This window comes from Actinopolyspora biskrensis (genome assembly GCF_013408175.1).
In the GTDB taxonomy this organism is placed as follows: domain Bacteria; phylum Actinomycetota; class Actinomycetes; order Mycobacteriales; family Pseudonocardiaceae; genus Actinopolyspora; species Actinopolyspora biskrensis.
The window spans coordinates 278,864-303,016 of sequence record NZ_JACBYW010000006.1 but is presented as its reverse complement, the minus strand read 5'-3'; the positions used below and the strand labels follow the sequence as shown (position 1 = coordinate 303,016).

At 68.7% G+C, this 24,153-nt stretch carries 20 protein-coding genes; 8 read left to right on the top strand and 12 right to left on the bottom strand.

Annotation, left to right across the window (positions count from 1 at the left end):
- Positions 1–141 precede the first annotated feature (141 nt).
- A complete protein-coding gene (locus FHR84_RS17080; RefSeq protein WP_179536669.1) occupies positions 142–2,691 on the top strand; it encodes a glycoside hydrolase family 172 protein in 2,550 nt (849 codons plus the stop codon).
- Between the two features lie 202 nt (positions 2,692–2,893).
- On the opposite strand, the gene FHR84_RS17075 is transcribed toward FHR84_RS17080, so the two are convergent.
- The gene (locus FHR84_RS17075) at positions 2,894–3,901 is read right to left on the bottom strand and encodes a substrate-binding domain-containing protein (RefSeq protein ID WP_179536518.1); all 1,008 of its coding nucleotides are present in this window, start codon (positions 3,899–3,901) and stop codon (positions 2,894–2,896) included.
- 161 nt (positions 3,902–4,062) lie between these two features.
- Between FHR84_RS17075 and FHR84_RS23350 the strand changes: the two genes are divergently transcribed.
- Together FHR84_RS23350 and FHR84_RS17065 are read left to right on the top strand one after the other, a co-directional pair.
- On the top strand, positions 4,063–5,478 hold the full coding sequence (locus FHR84_RS23350) for an L-fucose/L-arabinose isomerase family protein (protein ID WP_179536517.1): 1,416 nt from the start codon (positions 4,063–4,065) through the stop codon (positions 5,476–5,478).
- A gap of 44 nt (positions 5,479–5,522) precedes the next feature.
- Positions 5,523–7,013: an FGGY-family carbohydrate kinase gene (locus tag FHR84_RS17065; protein ID WP_179536516.1), complete on the top strand. Its 1,491-nt coding sequence runs from the start codon at positions 5,523–5,525 to the stop codon at positions 7,011–7,013.
- 232 nt (positions 7,014–7,245) lie between these two features.
- On the opposite strand, the gene FHR84_RS17060 is transcribed toward FHR84_RS17065, so the two are convergent.
- On the bottom strand, positions 7,246–8,175 hold the full coding sequence (locus FHR84_RS17060; protein WP_343075311.1) for a DNA recombination protein RmuC: 930 nt from the start codon (positions 8,173–8,175) through the stop codon (positions 7,246–7,248).
- A 145-nt stretch (positions 8,176–8,320) separates the two neighbouring features.
- On the opposite strand from FHR84_RS17060, the gene FHR84_RS17055 reads away from it, so the two are divergent.
- The 3 genes from FHR84_RS17055 (at position 8,321) to FHR84_RS17045 (ending at position 14,119) form a co-directional block, all read left to right on the top strand.
- Positions 8,321–9,499 carry an exonuclease SbcCD subunit D gene (locus FHR84_RS17055; protein ID WP_179536515.1) on the top strand — a complete coding sequence of 393 codons (1,179 nt, stop codon included), beginning with the start codon at positions 8,321–8,323 and terminating at the stop codon, positions 9,497–9,499.
- Complete coding sequence (locus tag FHR84_RS17050) at positions 9,496–12,450, top strand: AAA family ATPase (protein ID WP_179536514.1); 2,955 nt, start codon at positions 9,496–9,498, stop codon at positions 12,448–12,450. The genes FHR84_RS17055 and FHR84_RS17050 overlap by 4 nt, the downstream gene beginning before the upstream one ends.
- A 322-nt stretch (positions 12,451–12,772) precedes the next feature.
- A complete protein-coding gene (locus FHR84_RS17045; RefSeq protein ID WP_179536513.1) occupies positions 12,773–14,119 on the top strand; it encodes a DUF2252 domain-containing protein in 1,347 nt (448 codons plus the stop codon).
- Positions 14,120–14,636: 517 nt separating this feature from the next.
- Here FHR84_RS17045 and FHR84_RS17040 read toward each other — a convergent pair.
- Both FHR84_RS17040 and FHR84_RS17035 read right to left on the bottom strand, forming a co-directional pair.
- Positions 14,637–15,134 (bottom strand): methylated-DNA--[protein]-cysteine S-methyltransferase, encoded by a 498-nt coding sequence (locus FHR84_RS17040; protein WP_179536512.1) that lies wholly within the window; start codon positions 15,132–15,134, stop codon positions 14,637–14,639.
- A complete protein-coding gene (locus tag FHR84_RS17035) occupies positions 15,131–16,639 on the bottom strand; it encodes a bifunctional transcriptional activator/DNA repair enzyme AdaA (RefSeq protein ID WP_179536511.1) in 1,509 nt (502 codons plus the stop codon). Before FHR84_RS17035 ends, FHR84_RS17040 begins: the two co-directional genes overlap by 4 nt.
- 165 nt (positions 16,640–16,804) lie before the next feature.
- Between FHR84_RS17035 and FHR84_RS17030 the strand changes: the two genes are divergently transcribed.
- Both FHR84_RS17030 and ychF read left to right on the top strand, forming a co-directional pair.
- On the top strand, positions 16,805–16,978 hold the full coding sequence (locus FHR84_RS17030; protein ID WP_179536510.1) for a hypothetical protein: 174 nt from the start codon (positions 16,805–16,807) through the stop codon (positions 16,976–16,978).
- A gap of 82 nt (positions 16,979–17,060) precedes the next feature.
- Positions 17,061–18,140 (top strand): redox-regulated ATPase YchF, encoded by a 1,080-nt coding sequence (ychF, locus tag FHR84_RS17025; protein ID WP_179536509.1) that lies wholly within the window; start codon positions 17,061–17,063, stop codon positions 18,138–18,140.
- Here the strand turns inward: ychF and arr are convergent.
- The 8 genes from arr to FHR84_RS16985 all read right to left on the bottom strand — a co-directional run bounded on the left by arr (position 18,137) and on the right by FHR84_RS16985 (position 24,126).
- On the bottom strand, positions 18,137–18,553 hold the full coding sequence (arr, locus tag FHR84_RS17020) for an NAD(+)--rifampin ADP-ribosyltransferase (protein ID WP_179536508.1): 417 nt from the start codon (positions 18,551–18,553) through the stop codon (positions 18,137–18,139). The genes ychF and arr overlap by 4 nt on opposite strands.
- Positions 18,554–18,923: 370 nt before the next feature.
- Positions 18,924–19,646 (bottom strand): phosphorylase family protein, encoded by a 723-nt coding sequence (locus FHR84_RS17015; RefSeq protein WP_179536507.1) that lies wholly within the window; start codon positions 19,644–19,646, stop codon positions 18,924–18,926.
- A gap of 216 nt (positions 19,647–19,862) precedes the next feature.
- Positions 19,863–20,612 (bottom strand): TylF/MycF/NovP-related O-methyltransferase, encoded by a 750-nt coding sequence (locus FHR84_RS17010; protein ID WP_179536506.1) that lies wholly within the window; start codon positions 20,610–20,612, stop codon positions 19,863–19,865.
- Between the two features lie 19 nt (positions 20,613–20,631).
- On the bottom strand, positions 20,632–21,414 hold the full coding sequence (locus FHR84_RS17005; protein ID WP_343075317.1) for an HAD family hydrolase: 783 nt from the start codon (positions 21,412–21,414) through the stop codon (positions 20,632–20,634).
- Positions 21,415–21,427: 13 nt separating this feature from the next.
- Positions 21,428–22,636 (bottom strand): MFS transporter, encoded by a 1,209-nt coding sequence (locus FHR84_RS17000; protein ID WP_179536504.1) that lies wholly within the window; start codon positions 22,634–22,636, stop codon positions 21,428–21,430.
- 40 nt (positions 22,637–22,676) lie between these two features.
- On the bottom strand, positions 22,677–22,970 hold the full coding sequence (locus FHR84_RS16995) for a hypothetical protein (protein WP_179536503.1): 294 nt from the start codon (positions 22,968–22,970) through the stop codon (positions 22,677–22,679).
- 83 nt (positions 22,971–23,053) lie between these two features.
- Positions 23,054–23,356, bottom strand: a complete 303-nt coding sequence (locus FHR84_RS16990; RefSeq protein WP_179536502.1) for an HD domain-containing protein — start codon at positions 23,354–23,356, stop codon at positions 23,054–23,056.
- Between the two features lie 359 nt (positions 23,357–23,715).
- A complete protein-coding gene (locus FHR84_RS16985) occupies positions 23,716–24,126 on the bottom strand; it encodes a Rossmann-fold NAD(P)-binding domain-containing protein (protein WP_179536501.1) in 411 nt (136 codons plus the stop codon).
- Positions 24,127–24,153: the final 27 nt, after the last annotated feature.

The following is a 24,153-nucleotide window of genomic DNA, read 5'->3' as shown; positions in this document are numbered from 1 at the left end:
GAAACGAGCCGGTTCTCGACGGTGCGCCGTGACGACGACCGGGAAGGTCCGGTCCGGGGAGGGGAACAGATGGCAACGGGACCAGTCGCGGCAACGCGTTCGGGGACGGTCCGCCGTCGGCCTCCCCGGCGCGCACCGGGGATGCTGGCACTCGCCGTGGCCACCGTGGCCGCGACCGTGGCAGCCGCGGTTCCCGAGGTCGGTGCCCGCTCCGCTCGTGCCGAGCCGGGGGCGACGGTCCGTTCCCACGAGGCCGGGGGCAGCGGAGGTCCCGGGGACAAGGGGCCGGTCGGTTGGCAGACCTACCGTGAACTGGACCGGCTCGGTGCGATCAGGCAATCGCAGCACAGCGGGCAGTACTCCAGCTTCTCCAGGAGCGGCAGCAACGACGACGGTTTCGAGGGGAGCTACTCCTGCCTGCGCACCGATGAGCAGGGGTGCGTCATCGCGGAACGGGCCGGGGCGGGTGAGATCACCTCGATGTGGTTCACGAGACAGCCCTGGGGGGACGTCACCGCGACGGGAAACATCCGCGTCGAACTGGACGGCCGCACCGTGCTCGACGCCCCGCTCGCGGATGTGGTCAACGGTGAGCTGGGTGCGCCCTTCGTGTGGCCGCTCGTGGGCAACGCCGCGGACACCGCGGGTGGCGCGGTGATCAAGGTTCCCATGCCCTACCGGGAGTCCATGCGCGTGACAGTGGACAACAATCCGCACTTCTACCACGTGGGGTACCGCTCGTTCGCCGACGCGCACGGGGTCGACACGTTCGATCCGACGGATCCGGCGCGCGACGTGATCCGCGAACTCCGCCGGTTCGGTGTGGCGGACCCCAAACCCGACTCCGGGACGCTGGAGAGCAGGAAGAGCGACTTCTCGCTCGCTCCGGGGGAAACCGTGCGGCTGGATCCGTTCCACGGCCCGGGGATGATCGACGAGTTGCGGTTGCGGATCCCGCGGGTCGTGGCGGCACCGCGGGTGGTCGATGACGGACGGGCCTTCGGCGCCGACGGCGGCAGTTCCTTCACGGCTCGGGTGGCCCCCGAGAACGAGGGGGTGCGGATAACCCGGCGCTACGACGCCAACGTCGGTGCGCAGGTCGCTCGGCTGCGGGTGAACGGTTCCCCGGTGGGAACCTGGCGCAGCGGACCAGCGCGCCCCGGGGAGTGGGGGACGCAGCGAATCGAGGTCGACGAGTCGGTGACCGGTGGCGAGGACGAGCTCCGGATCTCCAGTACGTTCCGCTCTGCGGAGGTGGACGTCAACGAGTTCCGCTACGAGGTGCACAGCAAGCTCGACGGCGAATGGGTCCGTACGGACGTGCTGGACCTGGGCCCGGCCCATCCGGGGGAGGAGCGGGCGCACGACTACCGCATCGACCACGAGGTGTTCCAGCGCGAGAAGCTCCGCGCGCGGCTGCCTCACTCGGACGAGCGGGTCGCGGAGTCGGACTCGATCCTGACGAACACGCGGTTGCGCGTCAGCTTCGACGGACGGACCACTGTGGACGCGCCGATCGGTGAGTTCTTCGGCTCCGGGCTGGGCGAGTACGACGTCCGGCGGTTGATGAGTTCGATCGACGCCGGGAAGGGGTGGTACACCTCCTGGTGGCCGATGCCGTTCCGCCGCGACGCGACGGTCGAACTGGTCAACGACGGTCCGGTGCCCATCGACGAGGGCACGCTCCACGTCTCCACGGCCCCGGACGGGAGTGAGCCCGGCAAGAAGTCCGGGTACTTCCACGCCACGCACCACGAGGGCCACACCGAACCGGGCGCGGACTGGGAATTCCTCTCCGCGCGGGGGAGCGGCACTTTCTACGGGGTCACGCACACCATGCGCGGCAGGATTCCGCGGGCGGGCGCGCAAGGCGACGAACAGCCCCGGTCACTGGTCTCCCCGCGTGCCAATCAGCGCAACTACCTGGAGGGGGACGAGCGGTTCTACGTCGACGGCTCGTCCAGTCCGGCCTGGTACGGAACGGGCACGGAGGACTTCTACGAATCGGGCTGGTACTTCCGGGGAGGAACCACTTTCAACATGCCGCTGGCCGGGAGCCCCGCTCACGAGTACTCCGGCGACGGTTGCCGCCACGACTGCACGGGAGCCTACCGGCTGCTGTTCCCCGACGCGGTTCCGTTCACCGAGGAACTGGTGGCGGGGATAGAACACGGCCCCGCCAACGACGAGCCGGGCGTGTACAGCTCGACGGCTTACTGGTACGGGGGACTGGCTCCGCGTACGAAGCGCACCGACGGTGTCGAACTCGACGACCGCGCGAGCAGGACCGCGCACCACTACCGGGCCGAGGGTGAGACGACCGAGGAACTGACCGCCACCTTCGAGGGGGAGAGGAATCCGGGGCCGCACACCCGTTCCACCACGTCGACCACCGGGGAGATCGGTTTCCACCTGCGGATCGACCCGAACAATTCCGGCGTGCGGCTGCGCAGGCTCGGCGATCAGTTCCACAGTGGTCAGCGGGCCGCGGTTCGCGTGGACGGGCGCCCGGCCGGTACGTGGGCACAACCCCTCGGCAACGAGAGCCACCGGTGGTTGGAGGACGGCTTCGACATCCCGCCCGAGCTGACCAGGGGCAAGAGCTCGGTCCGGATCGAGCTCACCCCGGCGGACGGAGCTCCGCCGTGGTCGGCCGCGCGGTACACCGCACTGTCCCGGTGGGCTCCCTGAACGTTTTCCCGGGATTCGGAGGGGCGGCGGGCCCGGTCCGCCCGGGCGGCCGCGAGCGGATCCGCCGCTTGCACGACGGCCGATCCGGCCGAGCGAGTGCACGCCCGAACCGCGCGGGTTCCGACCCCGGAAAGAGGACTCCGGAGGTGTCCCGGGGGCGGTTCTCCGTCGGTTCCGGGAGCGGGAGGTGGTGGAAGGAGTTTCAAAAGGGCTTCCAACGCGGGTCGCTGCTGGCCCGCGGAACCAGGTGCGCGGACAGCGTGGTGGTGGTCGGTTCGCCGCGTTCGTTCCCGATGCGGCTCAGCAGCAGCTGTGCGCCCACGGTGCCGATGTCGTAGGCGGGCTGGGCCACCACGGAGAGCGGTGGATCGAGCAGCCGTGCCCACGGCGCGTCGTCGAAGGCCACGAGCCCCACGTCGCTTCCGGCGCGCAATCCCAGCTCACGCAGCGTTTCCAGCACTCCGAGGGCCATGGCGTTGTTGGCCACGAGCAGCGAGTCGGGTGGTTGCGTCAGCTCCAGCAGCGAGCGCGTGGCGCGTCCGGCGCCCGCCGCTTTGAACTCGCTCCGCCGCACGAGCGAGGAGCAGCCGCGTATCCCGGCCGCGCGCAGCCCGTCGCGGTATCCCGCGAGTCGTTCGTCCGCGGTGGGGACTCCGGCGGGGCCGGTTATGCACCCCGGTCGCCGATATCCCTGTTCGGAGAGATACTTCGTGGCGTCCCTTGCTGCGGAACCGGTGTCCACCAGCACCGTGTCCCCGGAGATGCCGGGCAGCGGGCGGTCCAGCGCCACGAAGGGAGTTCCGGTGCCGCTCAGCAGTTCACCTCCCGAGGTGCGACCGGTGGGGGAGAGCAGCACACCGGCGACCCTCTCCTCCAGAGCCACGGATACGTAGGAGCGCTCCTTCTCCGCGTCGTCGTCGGAATTGCACAGCACCACCGAGTACCCGGCCGCGTGTGCCACGTCCTCCACGCCGCGGGAGATGGCGGTGAAGAACGGGTTCTCCACATCGGAGATGATCAGGGCGAGAACGGGGGTCTCCTGTCTTCGCAGGTTGCGCGCCGGCCCGTTCGGCCGGTAACCGAGTTCCTCGGCCGCGGTGAGCACCCGTGCGGCCAGTTCGGAGTCCACAGTGTTCTTGCCGTTCAGGGCCCGGGACACGGTGGCTGTGGACACACCGGCCCGGTCGGCCACCTCGTTGATCGTCGCCACAGTCGTTCTCTCCTTCCCGCGAGCCGTGTTGACACCTCCGCTCCCACGAGAATAACTTTTGAGAAAACGATTACTCGAGTGTGTGGCCGTCCGGGAAACGGAATTCGTTCGCTTTCCTCGGTCGAACAGCCGGTCGTTTCCGGCCGGAGTTTGGGGTTGTCGTGGCTCGTATCGGCGTGCTCAGCATTTCGGACGGAAGGCAGCACGTACACACCAGGAACGTGGAATTCATCCGGCTGAAGCGGGACGCGCTGGTCGAATCGCTTCGTGCCGCGGGGCACGAGGTGGTCGACCCGGCCGCGCCGATCGCGTCGAACGCGGAGGCCACCACGGCCGCGCGCCGGGTGGCGGCCGCCGGGGTGGACCTGACCCTGCTGTACTACACGGTTTGGGCCTTCCCGCACTTCACGATGCTCGCCGCCGATGCGGTCGACACGCCTCTCGCGCTGGTGGCGAGCACCGACCCGACCGAACCCGGGCTGGTGGGGATGCTGGCCGCAGGCGGTGCCCTGGACCAGATCGGCAGGGAGCACAGCCGGCTCTGGGGAGAGCCGAACGATCCGGAGCTGACCGCGGGGATCGGTTCCCGCGCGACGGCGGCGGCGACCACGGCCGGGCTGCGTGGCTGCACCTTCGGCCGTTTCGGCGGCCGCCCCATGGGGATGAACACCGCGGTGGCCAACACGGACCAGTGGCAGCGGCTGTTCGGCATCGACGTGGAGGAGATCGACCAGTACGAGCTGGTGCTGCGCGCCGAGCGAGCCGATGCAGGCGAGGCCCGCGAGGCCAGGGAGTGGTTCGAGCAGCACGCGGCCGGGGTGCACTACGACGGCGTCAAGCTGACCCCGGAGCTGTTGGAGCGCCAGATCCGCTCCTACCTGGCCGCGCGCGAGATCATCGAGGAGCGGAACCTGGACTTCTCGGGGATCAAGGCCCAGCCGGAGCTGACCGAGAACTTCGCCACGATGGACATCACCGAGGCGCTGCTCAACGACCCCTACGACTGGAACGGGCCGAAGCGGCCGCACGTCTGCGCGACCGAGGCCGATATGGACGGTGCGCTGACCATGAGACTGTTCGGCGACGTGGCGGGAACCCCCGCGCTGTTCGCCGACGTGCGGCACTACCACGCCGACCGTGACGTCTGGGACCTGTGCAATTCGGGACAGCACGCCACGTGGTTCGCGGGGCGCAGCGACGATCCGGCGGCCAACCTCGCGAACGTGCACCTGTGTCCCGAGGTGTTCTTCTTCCCGGCTGGAGGGGCCTCGGTGCAGCACGTGGCCGCCCCGGGGACGATGACGCTGGGGCGGCTCACCCGCTCCGGCGGGCACTACCGCATGCAGCTGATGCTCGGCGAGTTCCTCGATCTCGACGCGGACACCACGGAGGACCTGGTGCGCCGGTCCACTCCGGAGTGGCCGCACGCCTTCGCCAGGTTGGACGCCCCGGCCGATACCTTCCTGTCCCGTTTCGGGGCGAACCACATCCACGCCGTCCCCGGCGACCACCGGGCGGTGTTGCGCGCGGTCGCCGAACAACTCGACATCGAGCTGGAGGAGTGGACCCGCGGGTGACCAGTGGTCGCCCGCGGCGACCGGCTGACTGAACGGAGCCAGGGATGGCGGACGAGGCGTTGCTGGGCATCGACATCGGCACATCAGGTTCGAAGGGTGTGCTGACCACCGCGAACGGGAAGATCCTCGCCAGGGCCGAACGCGCCCACCGGACGCGGTACCCCCGTCCGGGGTGGGTGGAGCACGATCCGGACGCGATCTGGTGGAACGACTTCCGCGAGCTGGTCGCCGAGCTGCTGCCCGCGGCTGAGGGGTACGAGCTGGCCGCCCTGGGGGTGAGCGGCATCGGGCCGGTGCTGCTTCCCGCCGACGAGCGGGGCACCGCGCTGCGCCCCGCGATCCTGTACGGCGTCGACACCAGGGCCACGGCCGAGATCTCCGAGCTGGAGAACGAGCTGGGCGCGGAGGAGATCGTGCGCCACGGTGGTTCGGCGTTGAGCAGCCAGGCGGTGGGGCCGAAGATCCGCTGGCTGGTCAACAACGAGCCCGAGGTGTACCGGCGCACCGCGAAACTGCTGATGTGCTCTTCGTACCTGGTGCACCGGTTGACGGGGCGCTACGTGCTCGACCACCACTCCGCGAGCCAGTGCGACCCGCTCTACGATCTGCACGGCAAGCGCTGGTCACCCGAGTGGTCGAGCAGGGTGGCTCCGGGGCTGGAACTGCCCGAGCTCGCCTGGCCGACCGAGGTGGTCGGACGGGTCGGCGGTGCCGCCGCGGCCGAGACCGGTCTGCCGGAGGGGCTGCCCGTGACCACGGGAACCGTGGACGCGTGGGCCGAGGCCGCCAGTGTGGGGGTGCGGAATCCGGGCGACGTGATGCTGATGTACGGCACCACCATGTTCTTCGTGCAGGTGCTGCGCGAGCCGCTTTCGCACCCCGCGCTGTGGGCCACCTGCGGTGCCTACCCGGACACGTACACGCTGGCCGCGGGGATGGCCACCTCGGGCGCGGTGACCGACTGGCTGCGCGGACTGTTCGGGTCGGAGTTCTCCGAACTGGTCGCGGCCGCCTCCGAGGTTCCGGCCGGGAGCAGGGGGTTGCTGCTGCTGCCGTACTTCGCGGGGGAGCGGACCCCGGTGTTCGACCCGGACGCCAGGGGACTGCTGTTCGGGCTGACCACTTCGCACGGACGCGCCGAGGTCTACCGCTGCGCTCTGGAGGGGATCGCCTACGGGGTCCGGCACAACCTGGAGGCCATGCGGGACTCCGGGGCGGAGGTGGAGCGGCTGGTGGCCGTCGGCGGGGGGACCACGGGTGGACTGTGGACGCGCATAGTCTCCGACGTCACCGGGATGCCCCAGTCGGTACCGGAGGAGACGGTGGGCGCGTGCTACGGGGACGCGTTGCTCGCCGGGGTGGCCACGGGGGTGGCCGTCGATCCGGACGGGTGGAATCCGGTGGTGGAGACGGTGGAACCCGACGTCGCCAACGCGGAGCGCTACGACGCCTTCTACCGGCACTACAGGAGCGTCCACGAACGGACCGTCGACACCGCGCACTTTCTCGCCGAGCAGCAGCGCTCCGCGGGATGAGCGGAACACCGCCGTGTCACTTACAACAGCTTCGCGTGGCTGGTCGGGTAGCCGTCGCGTGAGTCGGCGCCCTGCGACGTTGGGCCGCTCTTGAGTGGCCACCTGCGCGGCGGCCCGGCCTCGCAACGCATCCGACCCACGCACCGGATCTCCTCGTCCTGCGCGGGCTGAAGCACCCCGAGCCGAACGGGCCCCTTCGTCAGAGGTTCTTCGCGGTGCGTCCGGGAGTGACTCAACTCCCCTCCCCGTCCACCGCGATGGACTCCGTTTCCCGGCCGACCCGGCCGGTCTCGGTGGTGTCGGACAGTTCGGCCAGCGGTTGGACCGCGCCGCGGAAGTTCTCCAGCGCGTCCAGTTCCCTGCGCCGCGCGGACACGAACCGCTGCAGGTGCGTGCTCGACAGGTTCACGGCCTCCACGGCGGAACCCGCCGCGCGCTGAGCGCGCACGGCCTGGGCGCGGACCCGTTCCATGTCCTCGGAGATGGCCTGTTCCGTGGCCGCGAACATCGCGGCCGAGGCCAGTACGGCGAATCCCGTCGGTCCACAGAGGAAGACCCGCTTGTCCAACAGCCACGTCAGCAGGTTCGGGTCCGCGTCCAGTGCGGACACCACAGCCGAGTCCGAGGGGACGAACATGACGGTCCCGTAGATGGCGTCGGCCCAGCGCCGGTAGTCCTTGCCCGCCAGCTCGTTGGCCCGCGACCTGATGTTCTTGGCGTGCACCCGCAGCGCTTCGCGGCGCTCCTCGGGGTCGTCGGTTTCCACGGCCTCGGCCCACACCGCCAGGCTGGCTTTCGCGTCCACCGGCACGCGCCGTCCCCCGCCCACGGTGAGCACCAGGTCCGGCCGGGCCGCGCCGCCGCCCGCTATGTCTGTCTGCTGGGTGAAGTGCACCCCTTCGCGCAGGCCGAGAGCGGTGGCGGTGCGCACCAGCGCCTGCTCGCCCAGCTCACCCCGCCCGTTCGTCGAGGCGAAGGTGACCTCGTAGCGGCGCAGTTCCGCCTGCTGCCTGGCGCTGCGGGACCGCTCCTCGTCCAGCATCCGCAGCGCTTCGTCCGCGCGGCGCGCGTTGTCGGTGTAGAGCCGCCATATCATCGTGAGGGCTCCCGCGAACAGCAGTATCAGCACCACGACCAGCACCCCGAGAAATCCCGATCCCACGGACGCTCCTTTCCGCCTCTCGTCCGGTCCTCCTGCCGATCATCTTCGACTTACCGCGTCACGTGTGCGGGTTCGAGTCCGACACGCGGGTGCAGCAGGCGACCGGTCGCCCGATCCTCCCCCGGCCGTCGATAGCGTGCTCCCCATGCGCCTGCTGCACACCTCCGACTGGCACATCGGTCGTACCTTCCACGGGCACGACCTGCTGGACGATCAGTGGCGCGTGTTGTCCGAACTGGCCGAGCTGGTCCGCGCGGAACGCGTGGACGTCGTGCTGGTCTCCGGTGATCTCTACGACCGCTCGGTCCCCTCCGGCGAGGCGGTGCGGTTGTGCGTGGACGTCCTGGAGCGGATCCGCGACGCGGGAGCCCGGCTGGTCGTCACTCCGGGCAACCACGACTCGCCACAGCGCGTCGGCGCGTTCGCGGAGTTCGCGGCCGCGGGGGGACTGCACCTGCACACCAGGACTTCCCGGCTGCACGAGCCCACGGTGCTCGAGGACGAGCACGGCCCGGTCGCCTTCTACGGGATCCCGTACCTGGAGCCGGACCCGGCGCGGCAGGTGCTGCGTTCCACACCCGCGCCGGGGGCCGCAGCACAGGACGTCGGCCGTGATCACCCCTCCGTGCTCGGTGAGGCCATGAACCGGGTGCGTGCGGAGCTGGCCGAGAGACCGGCGGCGAGGTCGGTGGTGCTCGCCCACGCGTTCGTCACCGGGGCAGAGGGCAGCGATTCCGAGCGCAACATCGCCGTCGGTGGTGTCGACCGGGTTCCCGCTGCGGTGTTCGACGGGGTCGACTACGCGGCGCTGGGGCACCTGCACGGTCCGCAGCGCGTTTCCGAGCGGGTGCGCTATTCGGGCAGTCCGCTGGCCTACTCGTTCTCCGAGGCCGGGCAGCGCAAGTCGGTCTGGTTGGTCGAGCTGGGCGCGGACGGGTTCTCCGAAGCGCGGCGGCACGAGCTGCCCGTCCCGCGTGAGCTGGCCACCGTGGAGGGAACGCTCGAGGGGTTGCTGAACGATCCGGAGTACGAGGCGTTCACGGACTGCTACGTTTCCGCCACGGTCACCGACGAGACGCGGCCGTTGGACGGTATGCGCAGGTTGCAACGGCGCTTTCCCCACGCGGTGCACATGGACTGGCAGCCGGCCGAAGGACGGGCCGGGGCGGCGCTGCGCTACTCGGAGGCGGTGCGCGGTCGCGACGAGCAGCAGATCGTGCGGGACTTCGTGGCCAACTGCCGCGGAGGTGATCCGTCCGAATCGGAGCGATCTCTGCTGGACCGGGCCCTGACCGACGTACGTGCCTCGGAGGTGCGGGAATGAGACTGCATCGGCTGGAGATGTCGGCCTTCGGACCGTTCCGGGACCGCCAGCTGGTGGATTTCGACGAGCTGAGCGGCGACGGGTTGTTCCTGCTGCACGGCGACACCGGCGCGGGAAAGACCACCGTGCTGGACGCGATCGTGTTCGCCCTGTACGGCGAGGTCCCCGGGGCGCGCAATCAGATCAAGGCACTGCGTTGCGACACGTCCGACCCGGCGACCCCCACCCGGGTCTCGTTGGAGCTGAGCGTGCAGGGGCACCGGCTGCGCGTGGAGCGCAACCCGGAGTACGAGCGTCCGAAGAAGTCCGGCCAGGGGTCAACGACCGAGAAGGCCAAGGCCTCGCTGACCTGGTTGAACGAGCCCCCCTCCGGTGAGATGCGCGAAGGGATCACCCGGCCGGCCGAGGTGCGGCCCACGATCGAGCGACTGCTCGGTGTGGACGCCAAGCAGTTCTGCCACGTCGCGCTGCTGCCGCAGGGGGACTTCGCCCGCTTCCTGCGTGCCGACGCCAAGGAACGGGGCGACCTGCTGGAGCGGTTGTTCGGGACGCGGCGGTTCTCCGCAGTGGAGAAGTGGTTCAGGGACACCCGCCACGAACGTGGCCGGGAACTGGAGCAGCGGCGCGGGGAGGCCGATCGGCTGCTGGCCCGGCTCGCCCAGGTGGTGGGCAGCGAACCCCTCGAGGAGGAGGACCGGGCCGCCTGGCTGGAGGGAGTCGAGAAGAGCTTCACCCGGGAGAGCGAACGCGCGCGCGGCGAACTCGACCGGCTGCGGCGGCAGCGCGAACAGGCCGACGACACCCTGGCCAAGCAGCGGGAACTCGCCGACCGGGTCGGCAGGGTCCGCACGGCACGTTCGGAGCTCGACGAGCTGGCTGCCGAGTCCGAACAGCACGGCGCGGCCAGGGCCGAGCTGGAGGCGGCGCGGCGCGCCACCTCGGTGGTCGACGTCGGCAGGACCGTGGACAGGGCCACGGCAGCGCTGCGGGAATCCGAGGCGGAACTGCGGGAGGCCCGGGCGGCCTGCCCCGATGTGGACACCGACTCCCCGGCGGACCCGGAGGAACTGCGGGCGCTGGCCGTGCGGTACCGGGAGCGGGCCGCCGTGCTGGAGAGCCTGGAGCCCGAGGCCGAGCAGCAGCGCGGGGACCGGGAACGGATCACCGAGCTGGACGAACGGATCGCGGCCGACGCGGCCGCGGACGCGGACCTGGCCGAGCGGGTGGGGCAGCTGCCCGCGGCCGTCGAGCGGGCCCGCGCGGAGGTGCACGAGGCCGAGCAGGCCCCCGAACGACTCGAGGTGGTGCGCAGGAACCGGGAGGAGCTGGACGCGGCGTTGCGCGCCGCGCGGGAACTTCCCGCGGCGGAAACCCGGAGCGTCGAGGCGCGGGACCGCGAGCGCCGCGCCGTGGACGATCACCAGGGCGCGCGTGCCGAGCTGCAGCGGGTTCGGGAGCTCAGGTTGGCCGGGATGGCCGCCGAGCTGGCCGCGGAGCTGGACGAGGGAACGGCCTGTCCGGTGTGCGGCGGCACGCGGCATCCCGAACCGGCCGAGCCGCACGAGCGAACCGTCGGTGCCGAGGACGAGCGGCTGGCCCGCGAGAAGGAGGCGGAGCTCCAGCGGTGGCGCGACGAGCAGCGTGGCCTGGCGGAGGAGGCCGAACGGGAGTGCGCGCGGCTGCGCGAGCAGGTGGGCGAGCGCACCGAGCAGTGGCTGCGGTCCGAACTGGACAGGGCCACCTCCGAGCGGGACCGGCTGAGCGAGCTGGTCGCGCAGCGCGAGACCAGGGCAGCGCGGCTGGCCGAGCTGGAGACCCGAAGCGAGCGGCTCGGTGAGCGGCGTTCCGAACTGGCCGAGCGGCTCGCCACCGCTCGTTCCTCCCGCGACTCGCTCGCCGAGCAGGTGCGGGAGCGGGAGCAGCGGTTGAGCGAGTCCCGCGGCGAGTTCGACACGGTCACCGCCCGCAGGCGGTACCTGGTGGAGCGTGCGGAACGGATCGACCGGCTCGCCGCCGCCGAGGGAGACCACGACCGGGCGTCGGCCCGGGAGTCCGAACAGCGCGCGGAGCTGGCCCGCACCGCCGCGGACAACGGGTTCGAGACCCCCGAGCAGGCCCTGGCCGCGCGGCGGGAACGGCGGCGTGTCGAGGAGCTCGAGGAGTGGCTGGCCGAGGTGGACCGTCGGGAGGCGGCGGCGCGGGCGACGCTGCGGGAACTGGCCGACGTGCCGGTCGGGGCCGAAGTGGACGTGGCGGCAGCGGCGGAGGCGGCCGATCGGGCCAGGGAGGCGGCCCAGGAGGCGGCCACCACGGCGGCCGACCTCGACCGGCGCGTCGACGAGATCACCGAGCTCGGGCGGCAGCTGCGCGAGTCCTGGAAGGAGCTGGAACCGGTCGAGGCGGAGTTCGCCGAGCTGGACGCGCTGACCGATGTGATCAACGGACAGGGGCAGAACGCACGCAGGATGACCCTGCGTTCCTACGTGCTCGCCGCGCGGCTGGAGGAGGTCGCCGAGGCGGCCACCCAGCGGCTCGGGCACATGAGCGACGGGCGCTACTCCTTCGTGCACTCCGACGAGCAGGGACCGCACGGCAAGCGGGGCGGGCTCGACCTGCGGGTGGTCGACGACTACTCGGGCCGCACTCGGTCGACCAAGACCCTGTCCGGGGGCGAGACCTTTCTGGCCTCGCTCGCGCTGGCGCTCGGGCTCGCCGACGTGGTGAGCGCGGAGGCGGGGGGCGCGATGTTGGACACTCTGTTCATCGACGAGGGGTTCGGCACCCTGGACGGGGATACACTCGACCTGGTGATGGACGCGTTGGACGAGTTGCGCGCCGGTGGCCGGGTCGTCGGGCTGGTTTCCCACGTCGACGAGCTGCGGCAGCGGATTCCGGTACGTCTGCGGGTGCGCAAGTCGCGCGGCGGTTCGTCGTTGGCGATCGAGTCGTGACCGTGCCGTCCGCTGTCCGTCCGACGGCCGGGGAGTGGGAGCCGACGGTGCTCCGCAGGGTGCTGTCCGTCCGGTCGCTCGAGGTCGGTGTCCTTCGGTGCGGGTAGTGCCGAAACGACCCCCTGAGCAGTCGGCGCAGCCGCGACCTCTTCCACGTCGTGCTCTCGCGCGGACGGCCCCGGCGAGACGCGGGGCGCTACGCGCGTAAGGGCCTCGCGGCGGGAGGTTCCCACCGAGCAATCACTACGGAAACCCGAACGGAAAACCTCGGTGATCGAGGGAAGCGAAAAGCGCGGCCCCCAGGGTCGGGAAAGGTCGACACATGTCCGAGCTGTCCAACATGCTGGAGGTTCACGATTCGGACGCTCGTCGCGAGCACATCGTGAACACGCTCGTCGACACGTTCTCGGAACTGATGCGGGACAAGCCCGCTGCGTTCCGCACCAAGTTCCGCAAGATGGCCGCCTCCCCGTTCGCCTTCTACCGGGGCAGTGCCAGCCTGTTCTACTCCGACGTCGCCCGGATCAGGGATCCGTGGGCCGACGAGCGCACCGGCAGGGTCTGGATCCAGGGGGATCTGCACGCGGAGAACTTCGGCACCTACATGGACAGCGAAGGCGTGCTGATCTTCGACGTCAACGACTTCGACGAGGCCTACGTGGGGCACTTCACCTGGGATCTGCAGCGGTTCGCCGCCAGCATCGCCCTGCTCGGCTGGAGCAAGGCGCTGCCGGACGAGGAGATCGAGAGGTTCGTGAAGGACGCCACGCGCTCCTACATCGACCAGGTACGTCGTTTCGTCGAGGGCGGTAACGACGCGGCCTTCTCGCTGAACCTGCGCAACACCGACGGCGCGATCCACGAGGTGCTGCGACATGCGCGGTTGTACAGCAGGGGAGGCCTGCTGGACCGGGACACCGAGACCGAGGGCTTCGACCGCCGGTTCCGGCAGGGCCCCGGCGTGCGCAGGCTCGGCGAGCAGGAGTACAAGCGCGTCCTCGAGGCCTACGATCGCTACCTGGAGACGATCCCGCAGGACAAGAAGATGAGCGACATCGCCTACGGGGTCAAGGACGTGGTGGGACGCAGCGGTTTCGGTATCGGCAGTGCCGGCCTGCCCGCGTACAGCCTGCTGCTCGAGGGCGAGAACGAGGCGCTGGAGAACGACCTGATCCTGTCCATGAAGCAGGCCAACGTGGCCGCCCCCGCCGCTGTGGTGCCCGACGAGCGGATCAGGAACTACTTCCTGCACCACGGTCAGCGCACCGCCCTCTCCCAGCGGGCGCTGCAGGCGCACTCCGACGCGCTGCTCGGCTACACCGAGATCGACGGAGTCGGCTACGTGGTCTCGGAGGTCTCGCCCTACGTCTCGGACCTGGACTGGAGTGAGCTGACCGAGCCGGAGGACATCCTGCCCGTGGTGGACTACCTGGGGCGGGCCGTGGCCAAGGTGCACTGCGTGTCGGACTCCGACTCCGACCAGACGCTGGTCCCCTTCCAGACCGAGGACGCGATCCTGAACGTGGTGGGAGGTCACGAGGAGGAGTTCGCGAACTGGCTGTGCGACTTCGCGATGGAGTACGCCAACGTGGTGCGCGACGACTACCGGCTGTTCGTCGAGGCCTTCCGGAACGGGGAGATCGGTGGGGTTGCTTCCACCCGCACCTGAGCGTCCGGGTGCGGACCGGCTTGCTCGGATGGTTGGTTAGCCGGCACGTGAGTCGGCGCCTCGCTGCGTTGGGCGCGCTCTTGAGTAGCGGCCTACGCGGCGAGCGGCCCGGCCTTGCGATGCATCCGACTCACGCACCGGATGTTCTCGTCTTGCGCAGGCTCAGAGCGCCTGCGTCGGAGCGGAGGATTTTGCGGCGGGGCGGTTCGCGTAGTGGGGTCTGATGAGCGGAACCTCGGTCGGCGCCCGGCTGCGGGTGCCCCGACATCGGGTAGCGGTCTACACGACGTCGGGACTTCCTCGCGAGAGCCCCGCGAGAGAACCCGTGGCGGTGCCGCCTGCGTAGGCTCGAAGCGCTTGCGCCGAGCGGAGCCCTTTCGCTGGAAGTTCCGGGCAAGGCCTCCGGCGGTGCGGGGTGTTCGCGTGGTGTTTCGCCGCCCGGCACCGGAGGGGAGCCAGGGAATTCGGGACGTTCCACGTGGAGGTCCTCCCCTCACTGGCGGGGATACGGGAGCGGTCACCCCTTCTCGTGCTCGAGCAGCCTGGCCTTGAGTCCGGTTCCCCAGCGGAACCCGCCGAGCGTGCCGTCCCCGCGCAGCACCCTGTGGCAGGGCACGAACAGCGCCGCCGCGTTGTTGGCGCAGGCCGCCGCGGCGGCCCGCGCGGCTTGCGGGCGCCCCGCCAGCGCGGCGCACTCCCGGTAGGTGACGGGGTCACCCGCCGGGACCGTGCGCAGCGCTGCCCAGGTGTGCTCCCGGAAGGGGCCGGAACGCTGCCGCACGGGAACCTCGTCGACGGCGTCCAGCTCGCCCGCGTGGTAGCGCTCGACCGCCTTGTCCACCGCGCCGAGGTCGAGTGCCTTCCTCGTCTCGGTGGGGCGCAGCGATGCGGCTATCAGGGGCAGCAGTTCGGCCACCTCCGCGGTCCATCCGGAGGCGAGCACCGCCCCGTCCGCGTCGACGACGGTGGTGAACGGGCCGAGGTGGGTGTCCGTGGTGGAGCAGTGGGCGATCATTCTCGTCCTTCTTCCGTGTCCGGGGGCTCTTCCGAGCCGGTGTGGGGTTGTTGCGCACCGATCCGCCGCAGGTGCATCGCAGCGTAGGAGCGCCAGGGCGACCATCCGCGGGCGTGCCGGGTCAGCTCGGCTCGTTCCGGGGCGAGCCCGAGTCGTGCCGCGCCGCGCAGCAGCACCGGATCGGTGGGCGTGAGGGAGTCCGGTTCGCCGAGCACCCTGGCGGTGACGTGTTCGGCGGTGGCGGGGTCCAGGCCGCCGATGTCGCGCAGTTCGCTCCGCAGTTCGGCGTCGTCCCTGCCCGCGTCGACCCGGATGTCGTCCTCCGCGATCCTCTCCGCGAGCGCACGGACCGCCGCGCTGCCTTCGGACGGGCGTGGCAGCACCCGCGCGGCGTGCTCCGCCACGGCTTCCGGACGGGGGAACAGCCTCGCCCGGGTGTTCTCCGTGATCCCGCGTACCGGCTCGCCCAGCTCGTCGGCGAGGGCCGCGGTGCGTCTCGTGGCCGCTTCCCGCGGGAGTCCGCGGGACAGCACCGCGCGGAGCGCGGTCTCGGGGCCGTCGACGCTGCCGGGGAACCGGATTCCCGGTGCGCGGCGTACGGCCCCGGAGAGGGCGGGGTCGTTGCCGAGTGCCTCGTCGACGGCGACCGGGTCGCAGTCCAGGTCCAGCAACCGGCGCAGCCGGGTGACCGCGCTGCCGAGGTCGCGCAGGTCGGTCAGCCGCAGCGTGGCCGCGATGTGCTGCCGCCGCGGGGTGAGTTCGGCGGTGCCCGTTCCGTGGGGCAGCCGCAGCGTTCTGCCGTAGTGCGTGCTCGATCCCCACTCGACGCCGGGGACGGCCTCCGCCAGCAGGAAGTTCAGCGTCCCCGCCGCGTCGAAGGGCAGCCGCAGCGGCAGCCGCAGCCGCAGTGTGCCCGTCGGGAGCTTCGCCGGGGCGGTGCGGCGGGTGGCTCGGTCGCGCAGCGCCGTGGGGGTGGTGGCGAAGACTTCGCGCACGGTGTCGTTGAACTGCCGCAGGCTCGCGAAACCGGCGGCGTGGGCCACTTCGATGAATTCGAGTCCGGTGGTTTCGATCAGCAGCCGGGCGGTGTGTGCCCGGTGGGCGCGGGCGAGTGCGAGCGGTCCGGCCCCGAGCTCCGCGGTGAGCACTCTGGTCAGGTGCCTGGTGGAGTAGCCGAGGCGGGCCGCCAGGCCGGAGACGCCTTCCCGGTCCACGGTTCCGTCGTCGACCAGGCGCATGGCCCTTCCCGCCAGGTCGGCCCGCAGGTCCCACTCGGGGGATCCGGGGACGGCGTCGGGCAGGCAGCGTCTGCAGGACCGGTAACCCGCCTGCTGCGCCGCGGCCGCGGTCGGGAAGAACTCGACGTTTCCGGCCTTGGGGGTGCGTGCCGGGCAGGAGGGCCTGCAGTAGATGCCGGTGCTGCGGACGCCGGTGACGAAGCAGCCGTCGAACCTGGTGTCGCGGGAGGCGACCGCTCGATAGGCTCGTTCTTCGCTGACCAGCATGAACCCGATACTGCCACTTGCGGGGGGCGAAGTACCGGCGGAAATCGGACACGGCTGTTGCCGGGCCTTCGAGGAGGCGGGGAGCTCCGTGCGGGGCCGTGCTCGTTCGTTCCGGCGGTGGTGGACCGCGCTGCGTCCGCGGGCGAGGCGGCTTACCTTCGGAGCATGACTCGGGGACTGCGCGCGAGACGAGTGGCGGGGGCCGTGCTGGCCGCTTTGACGTTGCTGCTCGGGGCCGCCTGCGAGGACACCGGCGGTGGGGGCGGCGACCAGCAGGAGCAGGAGCGAGAACAGGAACAGGACGGTGACCAGCAGGAGGAGGACGACGGCGGCTACTGAGCGGTCGCCCGGCTCGCAGGCGGCACGCGATTGCCCGACCGTCTGACCGAGATCGTGGAGGGGCTCCTAGACTTGGACAGCTGTGAGCCTCACTCTCGGAATCGTCGGGCTGCCCAACGTGGGCAAGTCCACCCTGTTCAACGCGCTGACCCGCAACGAAGCGGTCGCGGCCAACTACCCGTTCGCGACCATCGAACCCAACGTCGGTGTGGTCCCGCTGCCGGACCGGCGGCTGGACGATCTCGCCGAGATGTTCGAGTCCGCCCGCACCATGCCGGCCACCGTCTCGTTCGTGGACATCGCGGGCATCGTGCAGGGAGCCTCGGAGGGGCAGGGGCTGGGCAACCAGTTCCTGGCCAACATCAGGGAGGCCGACGCGATCTGCCAGGTCATCCGCGTCTTCGACGATTCGAACGTGGTTCACGTCGATGGGCAGGTGAATCCCTCCAGCGACATCGAGACGATCAACACCGAGCTGATCCTCGCCGACCTGCAGACCATCGAGAAGGCTCTGCCGCGCCTGGAGAAGGAGGCGCGCACCAAGAAGGAGCGCAAGCCCGCTCTGGACGCGGTCCAGGAGGCCAAGGAGGTCCTGGACGAGGGACGGACCCTGTTCTCGGCTGGCAGGGGCGGCGAGGCCGCCGAGCTGGCCGAGCTCAACCTGCTGACCACCAAGCCCTTCCTCTACGTGTTCAACTGCGACGAGGGGGTGCTGGCCGACGAGTCCAAGCTCGCGGAGCTGCGCGAGATGGTCGCGCCGGGTGACGCCGTCTTCCTGGACGCCAAGGTGGAGTCGGAGCTGACCGAGCTCGACGAGGAGTCGGCCAGGGAGCTGCTGGAGTCGGTGGGCCAGGAGGAGCCCGGGCTCAACGCGCTGGCCAGGGCCGGTTTCCACACCCTCGGGTTGCAGACCTTCCTCACGGCCGGGCCGAAGGAGGCCCGCGCCTGGACGATCCGCCAGGGCGACACCGCTCCGGAGGCGGCCGGGGCCATCCACACCGACTTCCAGCGCGGTTTCATCAAGGCCGAGATCATCTCGTACGAGGACCTGATGGAGGCCGGATCCATGAGCGCGGCCAAGTCCGCGGGCAAGGTTCGCCTCGAGGGCAAGGAGTACGTGATGCGCGACGGTGACGTGGTGGAGTTCCGGTTCAACGTCTAGTTGATGATCACGGCCTCGCCGCTCTCGAGGAGCGCGGCGAGGCGCTCCCGCCAATCCTGCAGCTCTTCCGGGGTCAGGCGCGTCCAGTCGGTCACCTCACGCACGATCTTGAGCGGACCGCTGCTGCGGTATGACCGGGTGGGGTTGCCGGGGAACCTCTTGTCGGTGAGATTCGGATCGTCCTCGAACGGCCCGGTGGGTTCGACGAGGTACACGCGCGGTTCCCGGTCGCCCGGCGCGAGTTCGGCGGCGAGCCCCGCGCTGTCCGGCAGCGCGGTGAAGTAGATGTGGTTCATCACGACGTCGGGGTGGTAGTTCGACCGGAACCCGGCAGCGAGGTGATCTCCGGCTCGGAGATCCGCCTTCGTGCCGTGGTAGAAGGGTCCGTCATCGACGGGCTGCGTCGTTGTCACCGCGTCATTGTTGCATGAGTGTGCCGAGCGCAGACGTTATTCGGTTGCGGAACGTGGTCGGCATCACGATTACCGTGGTAGCACGTCCCGCCGCAACGTTGGACCGAACTGTATCATGCCTCTTCCCCGGAGGGAAGCGACGCCCTCCGGGGCCGGTGGACACGTGCGGAAGCGATCCCCCTGATCGCGGCCGAGCCGTGCGACGGACACAGCTCACCCGAGATCAACGGAAGGTGAGCAGAAGCTCTCCGGCACACCGGACTTGTATCCGTCGCTTCACCCCGGACGGCTTGTTGCGGCCGTCGACCCTCCGAGCAGGTCATTCCGTGAGGAACCCCGAGTTCGGAAAGGGCTTGGTTCCCCTCTCTCGTCATTGGTGAACGAGTGCATCCAGCGCGATCCTCGACGCCTTCGCAAGGCCGTCCGTCACCTCCCTCGTGTTCGGTTGATAGGAGAATACGTCAGGGTCGTCCACGCGTGCGTCGTTGTCGATGACGAGCAGTGCCCCGGCCCGCATCCGGCGGATCGCGGCGAACACCAAGAGCGTCGCGACTTCCATCTCAAGTGCCTTCGCCCCGGCGCCACGATATTCTTCAACGGGCAGTGAGAGCACTTCGGGAGCGAAAGCGGCGCGTGTCCAGACGATTCCACGGTCAGCAGGCTCCGAATGACTCTCAGCGGCGCGCTGCAAAGAAAACACCGTCTCGGGAGCGGCCGTCGCCGGAAAAGACATAGGAACGAGCTGGTCGCTCACCCCGTCGTCCCGAATCGCGCATTCGGGGATGAACAAATCGCCACGGGAGAGGTCTTCAGTCAGGGAGCCGGCAGTACCGAGTCGTATGACCTTGCCTACCCCGGCCTGTGCGATTTCCCTGAACAGGCAGACAGCGCCGGGGCCTCCCACGCCGTGGGAGGAGACGAGGACCCGGGTGCCCCGCCACGCACCGGTGAAAGAAACAAATTCACGGTTTTGAGCGACTAGATGAGAGTCCTCAAGGAGCGCGGATATGTTCCGAGCCCGTTCGGGGGACCCCACTACCACGGCCGCCTCCGGGGTGTCGGACTCGGGGAGGCCGCTGATCGGCATCGGCATGGTTGCCCTCTCTTTCGTACGTCGAAAAATTCCGGTGGAAACACGGGACACGGTCGTGACGATCGGTCGTGACGGCGTTCTCGGGGAGCACGGGCCATGACAGGTGCAGGCGGTTTGGTCCTGCGGCCGGGGCGAACCGGAAAGCGGACGAGCCGATCTCAACTGCTCGGTTCCTTCGAGTGATAGGCTCGGATCGTTCGTCGGGACAGTTTCCCGCTATCCTGTCTGACTCTTTTCGTGGACGAAGAAGGCACGTCCGTGCCAGCCGTACGAGAAAAATTCAGTGCAGCTGTAAAGCGACTCCGAACATGCGAACGTCTCCTGCATCGCGCGACGCTCTCCGAAGTCGTCCCGTGCTCGATTGCAGTTGTAGTCGTCACACATGATCACTGATCCGTCCTGGAGAGCGCCCCGTGAAACGAGGTGGTCCAGCACGAGCTTCGTGGAAGCGTAGAGGTCACAGTCCAGGTGGACGAGTGCCACGTCGTGGTCCGGCGGACATGTGAGCAGGGTCTGTTCGTAGAATCCGGGTACGATCGCAAACCCCTCCTCCGGAAGGATCGTGGCCAGAAAATCTCTCACCTCGTCCTGTGTTCCGGCTGGCGCTGCTCCGGTTCCCGGGGCCCACGATTGCGTATGATTGACCTCGTAGGACACCCGGTCCACCGGCGAGTCGCTTTCCGGGAACGCCTCGAAGGAGTCGTAGCACAGCAGACGCCGCCCACGCTGCGCGGAAAAACGTGGTCGACCATTGAAAAAACGCATCATTTTTGCGATGACACCGGCGGTGAAGCCCCGATAAGTGCCGAACTCTGCCACGTCTCCCGGGATCTGGTTCGTGTACAGATACTCGAACACTTTCTGAAAGGCTTCGCTGTATATGGCGAGGCCACGCTCGGGACAATCGGTGTAGTCGGGTGCGGCAGTTCCGGCGGGGCCTGCTTCAGCTAATTTCTGATGGTTCATAACCAACACCTTCATGTGGTCACGCAGAGTGGTTGATCAATTTTTCATCGAGGAAACTCGCGACACCGTCATCGTCATTTGACGAGGTTATGTGGTCTGCCACCGCGAGCAGGGAAGCATGTGCGTTGGCGACAGCCACCGAGGTTCCCGCCCACCTCAGCATCGGTATGTCGTTCGGCATGTCGCCGAATGCGATTACGTTGCGGGCGGTACACCCCCGTGTCAGGGAAACGAGCTCGAGCGCTTCGGCCTTGTTCGCACCCGACGCCGTGATCTCGCAGAACCATTCGGAGGAGCAGGTGACTTCGAATTTCGTCGGCAGCCGGGAGCACAGCGTTCGGAGGTAATCGGTCGCGCGCCCGGGCAATTGGACGATCAGCTTGGCCAGGCCGGGGCCGCCGAGCACGGTCTCGAGGTGCTGCGCTGTTTCTGTTGGCGGCTCCGCCGAGTCCGGCAACAGGAACCCGTCCTCCAAGAAGAGCTCGGGATTTAGTTCTCCGCCGAGTCGTACTTCTGGTGCGATCCGGCGCAGAATGTCGATTATCATCTCCACGTCTCGCGCAGGCATGTAGTTCCGATGCAGATCGACACCGGAAAACCGGTCGTGGATCAGCGTGCCATTACCGCATGCAAGAAGCGCGCGGTCCGGGAGACCGTCGAGCGTCACGACGTCCCGGAGCGGACGGGCGGTCATTATGGTCACCGCGAACCCGGCCTCGTCCAGTGCTCCGAGAGTGCTGCGACTGTACGCGGACAGCGTCCCCTGCGAGTTCAACAGAGTGCCGTCGAGATCGGTCGCCACGACTGTCACTTCGTCAGCGCGCAACTTCGTACTCACCGCTCCGTCGCCGGTGCTTCGCACGTCGTGCGGCCGACAGCCCCGTGAACACGAGGAATCCGCACAGCGCGCTCGTCGGTGGTGCCCAGAAGGCGGCGTGCAGCCCGATGTGCTGCAGCAACGTTCCGGCGAGGGTCGACCCGGCTGCGTTGCCCGCCATGAAAATGGTGACCAGCCATGCGAACGCCTCGGTACTCGTTCCTGAAGGTACGCTGCTGCCGACCACGGCGAACGCGCTCGCCAGAGCCGGTGCCAGCGAAATCCCGCTGAGAGCCGCGCACGGGATCAGCACTACCGGCGGCGGGGCGAACGCGAGCGGTACGTATCCGACGGCGAGCGTGAACATCAGGAACTGGAAGTGCCGGTATGAACTGCCAGGCCAACTGCGGCTACCGTAGACGAGCCCGCCGATCAGCGCCCCGAAGGCGTTCGTCGCGAGGATGATCCCCGAGAGTTCATTCGCATGGTTGGCTTCGCTGTAGGCGATGACCGAGATGTTCAGCAGCCCGATCGTCGCTCCCGCGAATACCAGGCTCATCAGGATCTGACGCAGCGTCGCCGAACGCAACGGTCCGGCCCAGTCCGCCTGGCGATGTTCGGCCTGCCACCGCCGCACGGGTGGGGTGGTGATGAACGTGATGGTCCCCAGCAAACCGAGCAGCCCCGTGGTGACCAGGGCACCGGCCGGCCCCATCGCCTCCACCGCGATGACCACCAGCAGCGGCCCCGAAACGAAAACGAGCTCCTGCAGAGTGGCGTCGAGGGCGTAGGCGGTCTTGATCGTGCGTTCTCCCGTCAGCACCCGCGGCCACAGGCTCCTGAGGCAAGGTTCGAGCGGTGGGGTGAACAGCCCGGCCGCCACGATGCTCATACCGGCGAGCAGAACCTGGTCCGACGGGGTGATCGAGAGGGCCAGGAACCCGGCCGTGGAGGCCAGCATGCACACAGCGAGCACGCGCACTTGGCCGTAGAGGTCGACGCATCGGCCCAGGACCGGTGTGCCCACGGCGGCGGAGATTCCGTACAACGCAGCGAGCACACCGACCAGGCTGTACTCGAATCCTTGCTCGCGCAGGAACAGAGCGACGACGAGCGGCCCCATGCCCTCCGGGAGCCGCCCGACGACGTTACTTGGCAGCAGTTTTTTGACGTACTGCTGCCGGAACAACTCACCGTAAAGTTTCACGCCTTCTTCCCTTTGGTTCGTTTCCTGCCCAGTCGTGAGCTCACCGTGACGCGATCCGGCACATTTGGCGATCGGCGTCCACCAGCAACTCTACGGTCCGCGTTATCGGAGTCCGGTAAAACCCCCTGCCGAGGAGGACCAGCAGGCGTCCGGCCTCGTAATCGAGAGAAATGAATCTGTCCGCATTTTTCAGGGTTTTCCTCGAGGACATCGGGCGCAGTGTTTGCACCGAGTGTTCCGGAAGGTCGAACAACTCGACACCGAGTAGCCCCCCAGACTCGCCCAGCTCGAACACGGCCGACACGCAGGATCGTTCGATACCGTGTCCGGCCACGGGAGATCCCTGAACGCAAAGGGAGAGCTCAGATGGGTCGACATCGACGGTGGCCGAGGAACGAGCAACTTGTACCGTATATCTCATAATGCGTCTTCAAATCGGTGTGCCGGGGCGGTGTCCAGATCTCCGTGCTCCTCGTGCAGAAATTGAGGGAACCGTAGCACCGGTTGATGCCGACGCTCGGCTTCGCGCTTGCCCGAGGACGTGCTCGTCTCCTCGCGCAGACGAAGCGGCTTCTCATGGAAGCGTAGGACGACGGAACTGGTCCGGCCCCCGGGGTAAACCGTTTGAAGCTGTTCCGTCGCAACCCGCATCGGCTCACCCGTGCTACCGCCGTACATAAAAGCGCGGGCAATTCCGATCGCTCCGATCTCGTCGAGCATGTCGGCATCGCGCGAGCACGCTGCCACTGCGTCAACGGAATCGGCTGACGCACCGGCGAACGTAAACGTGTCAGTAATGGCAACCGCCGCTTCGGCACCACGTCGGAGATGGGGACCAGCGCCCGCTCTCATCAGGGTGCGTCGCACCTCCGGAAGGGACTCGGCGGAACTCGCTCCGCGACCCCGCTCGTGTTCCGGAAGACGGTGGTGGTCGTGGACATAAGCGGCGACAGCCGTGACTTCGGGATCGGCGCCCCCCTCCGCGTCGAGTGTCCGGCTCAGCCGAGCGACTCGGTCGAGGTGACCGAAGTCCTCCTCCACAGCCTCACGCACGCGCTCTACCAGGTATCGTCGGTTGTTCACGGGGTGTTCCGATGAGCGCATCGCCACGTATCGGCCAACCACTGCTGCAGCTCCGGGGCCAAGCGGTGGATTCCATTTCGGTGTCGTTGTGTCGCGAGAGCCCACATGCACATGCACAGCTCGGAACGGATCAGCTCGAGCGCGTTGCCGAGAGCGCTTTGTTCCAAGAAGTTTATCGGCTCCCCGTCGTTCAGGACGTAAACGGTGTTACCGTCCAGCATGAGTTCTGAAACAATGTCGTCTTCGCGCTTGCTTGCACAATTGGACCGTATCCCCTCGACATCGAACTCAACTTTGTTCGGGCTGCCACCGGCGAGTACCGCCCCGTCGCGGACGTGTTCCACGTCATCAGCCGTAAAGGAGCGATGCCCCGTTGCTCCGAGCACCGCGTCCGACCATCCGAACACTACTCCTGTTGATCGGGCTGTGGGGTT

Coding starts and splice junctions, on each gene's coding strand:
- FHR84_RS17035 (WP_179536511.1), bottom strand. CDS start 16,639: ATGCTGGTCAGCGAAGAACGAGCCTATCGAGCGGTCGCCTCCCGCGAC.
- FHR84_RS17080 (WP_179536669.1), top strand. CDS start 142: ATGCTGGCACTCGCCGTGGCCACCGTGGCCGCGACCGTGGCAGCCGCG.
- FHR84_RS17045 (WP_179536513.1), top strand. CDS start 12,773: ATGTCCGAGCTGTCCAACATGCTGGAGGTTCACGATTCGGACGCTCGT.
- FHR84_RS16990 (WP_179536502.1), bottom strand. CDS start 23,356: ATGCTCGACGAGATCGGAGCGATCGGAATTGCCCGCGCTTTTATGTAC.
- FHR84_RS17065 (WP_179536516.1), top strand. CDS start 5,523: ATGGCGGACGAGGCGTTGCTGGGCATCGACATCGGCACATCAGGTTCG.
- FHR84_RS17015 (WP_179536507.1), bottom strand. CDS start 19,646: ATGCCGATGCCGATCAGCGGCCTCCCCGAGTCCGACACCCCGGAGGCG.
- FHR84_RS17040 (WP_179536512.1), bottom strand. CDS start 15,134: ATGATCGCCCACTGCTCCACCACGGACACCCACCTCGGCCCGTTCACC.
- FHR84_RS17030 (WP_179536510.1), top strand. CDS start 16,805: ATGACTCGGGGACTGCGCGCGAGACGAGTGGCGGGGGCCGTGCTGGCC.
- FHR84_RS17055 (WP_179536515.1), top strand. CDS start 8,321: ATGCGCCTGCTGCACACCTCCGACTGGCACATCGGTCGTACCTTCCAC.
- FHR84_RS17010 (WP_179536506.1), bottom strand. CDS start 20,612: ATGAACCATCAGAAATTAGCTGAAGCAGGCCCCGCCGGAACTGCCGCA.
- FHR84_RS17050 (WP_179536514.1), top strand. CDS start 9,496: ATGAGACTGCATCGGCTGGAGATGTCGGCCTTCGGACCGTTCCGGGAC.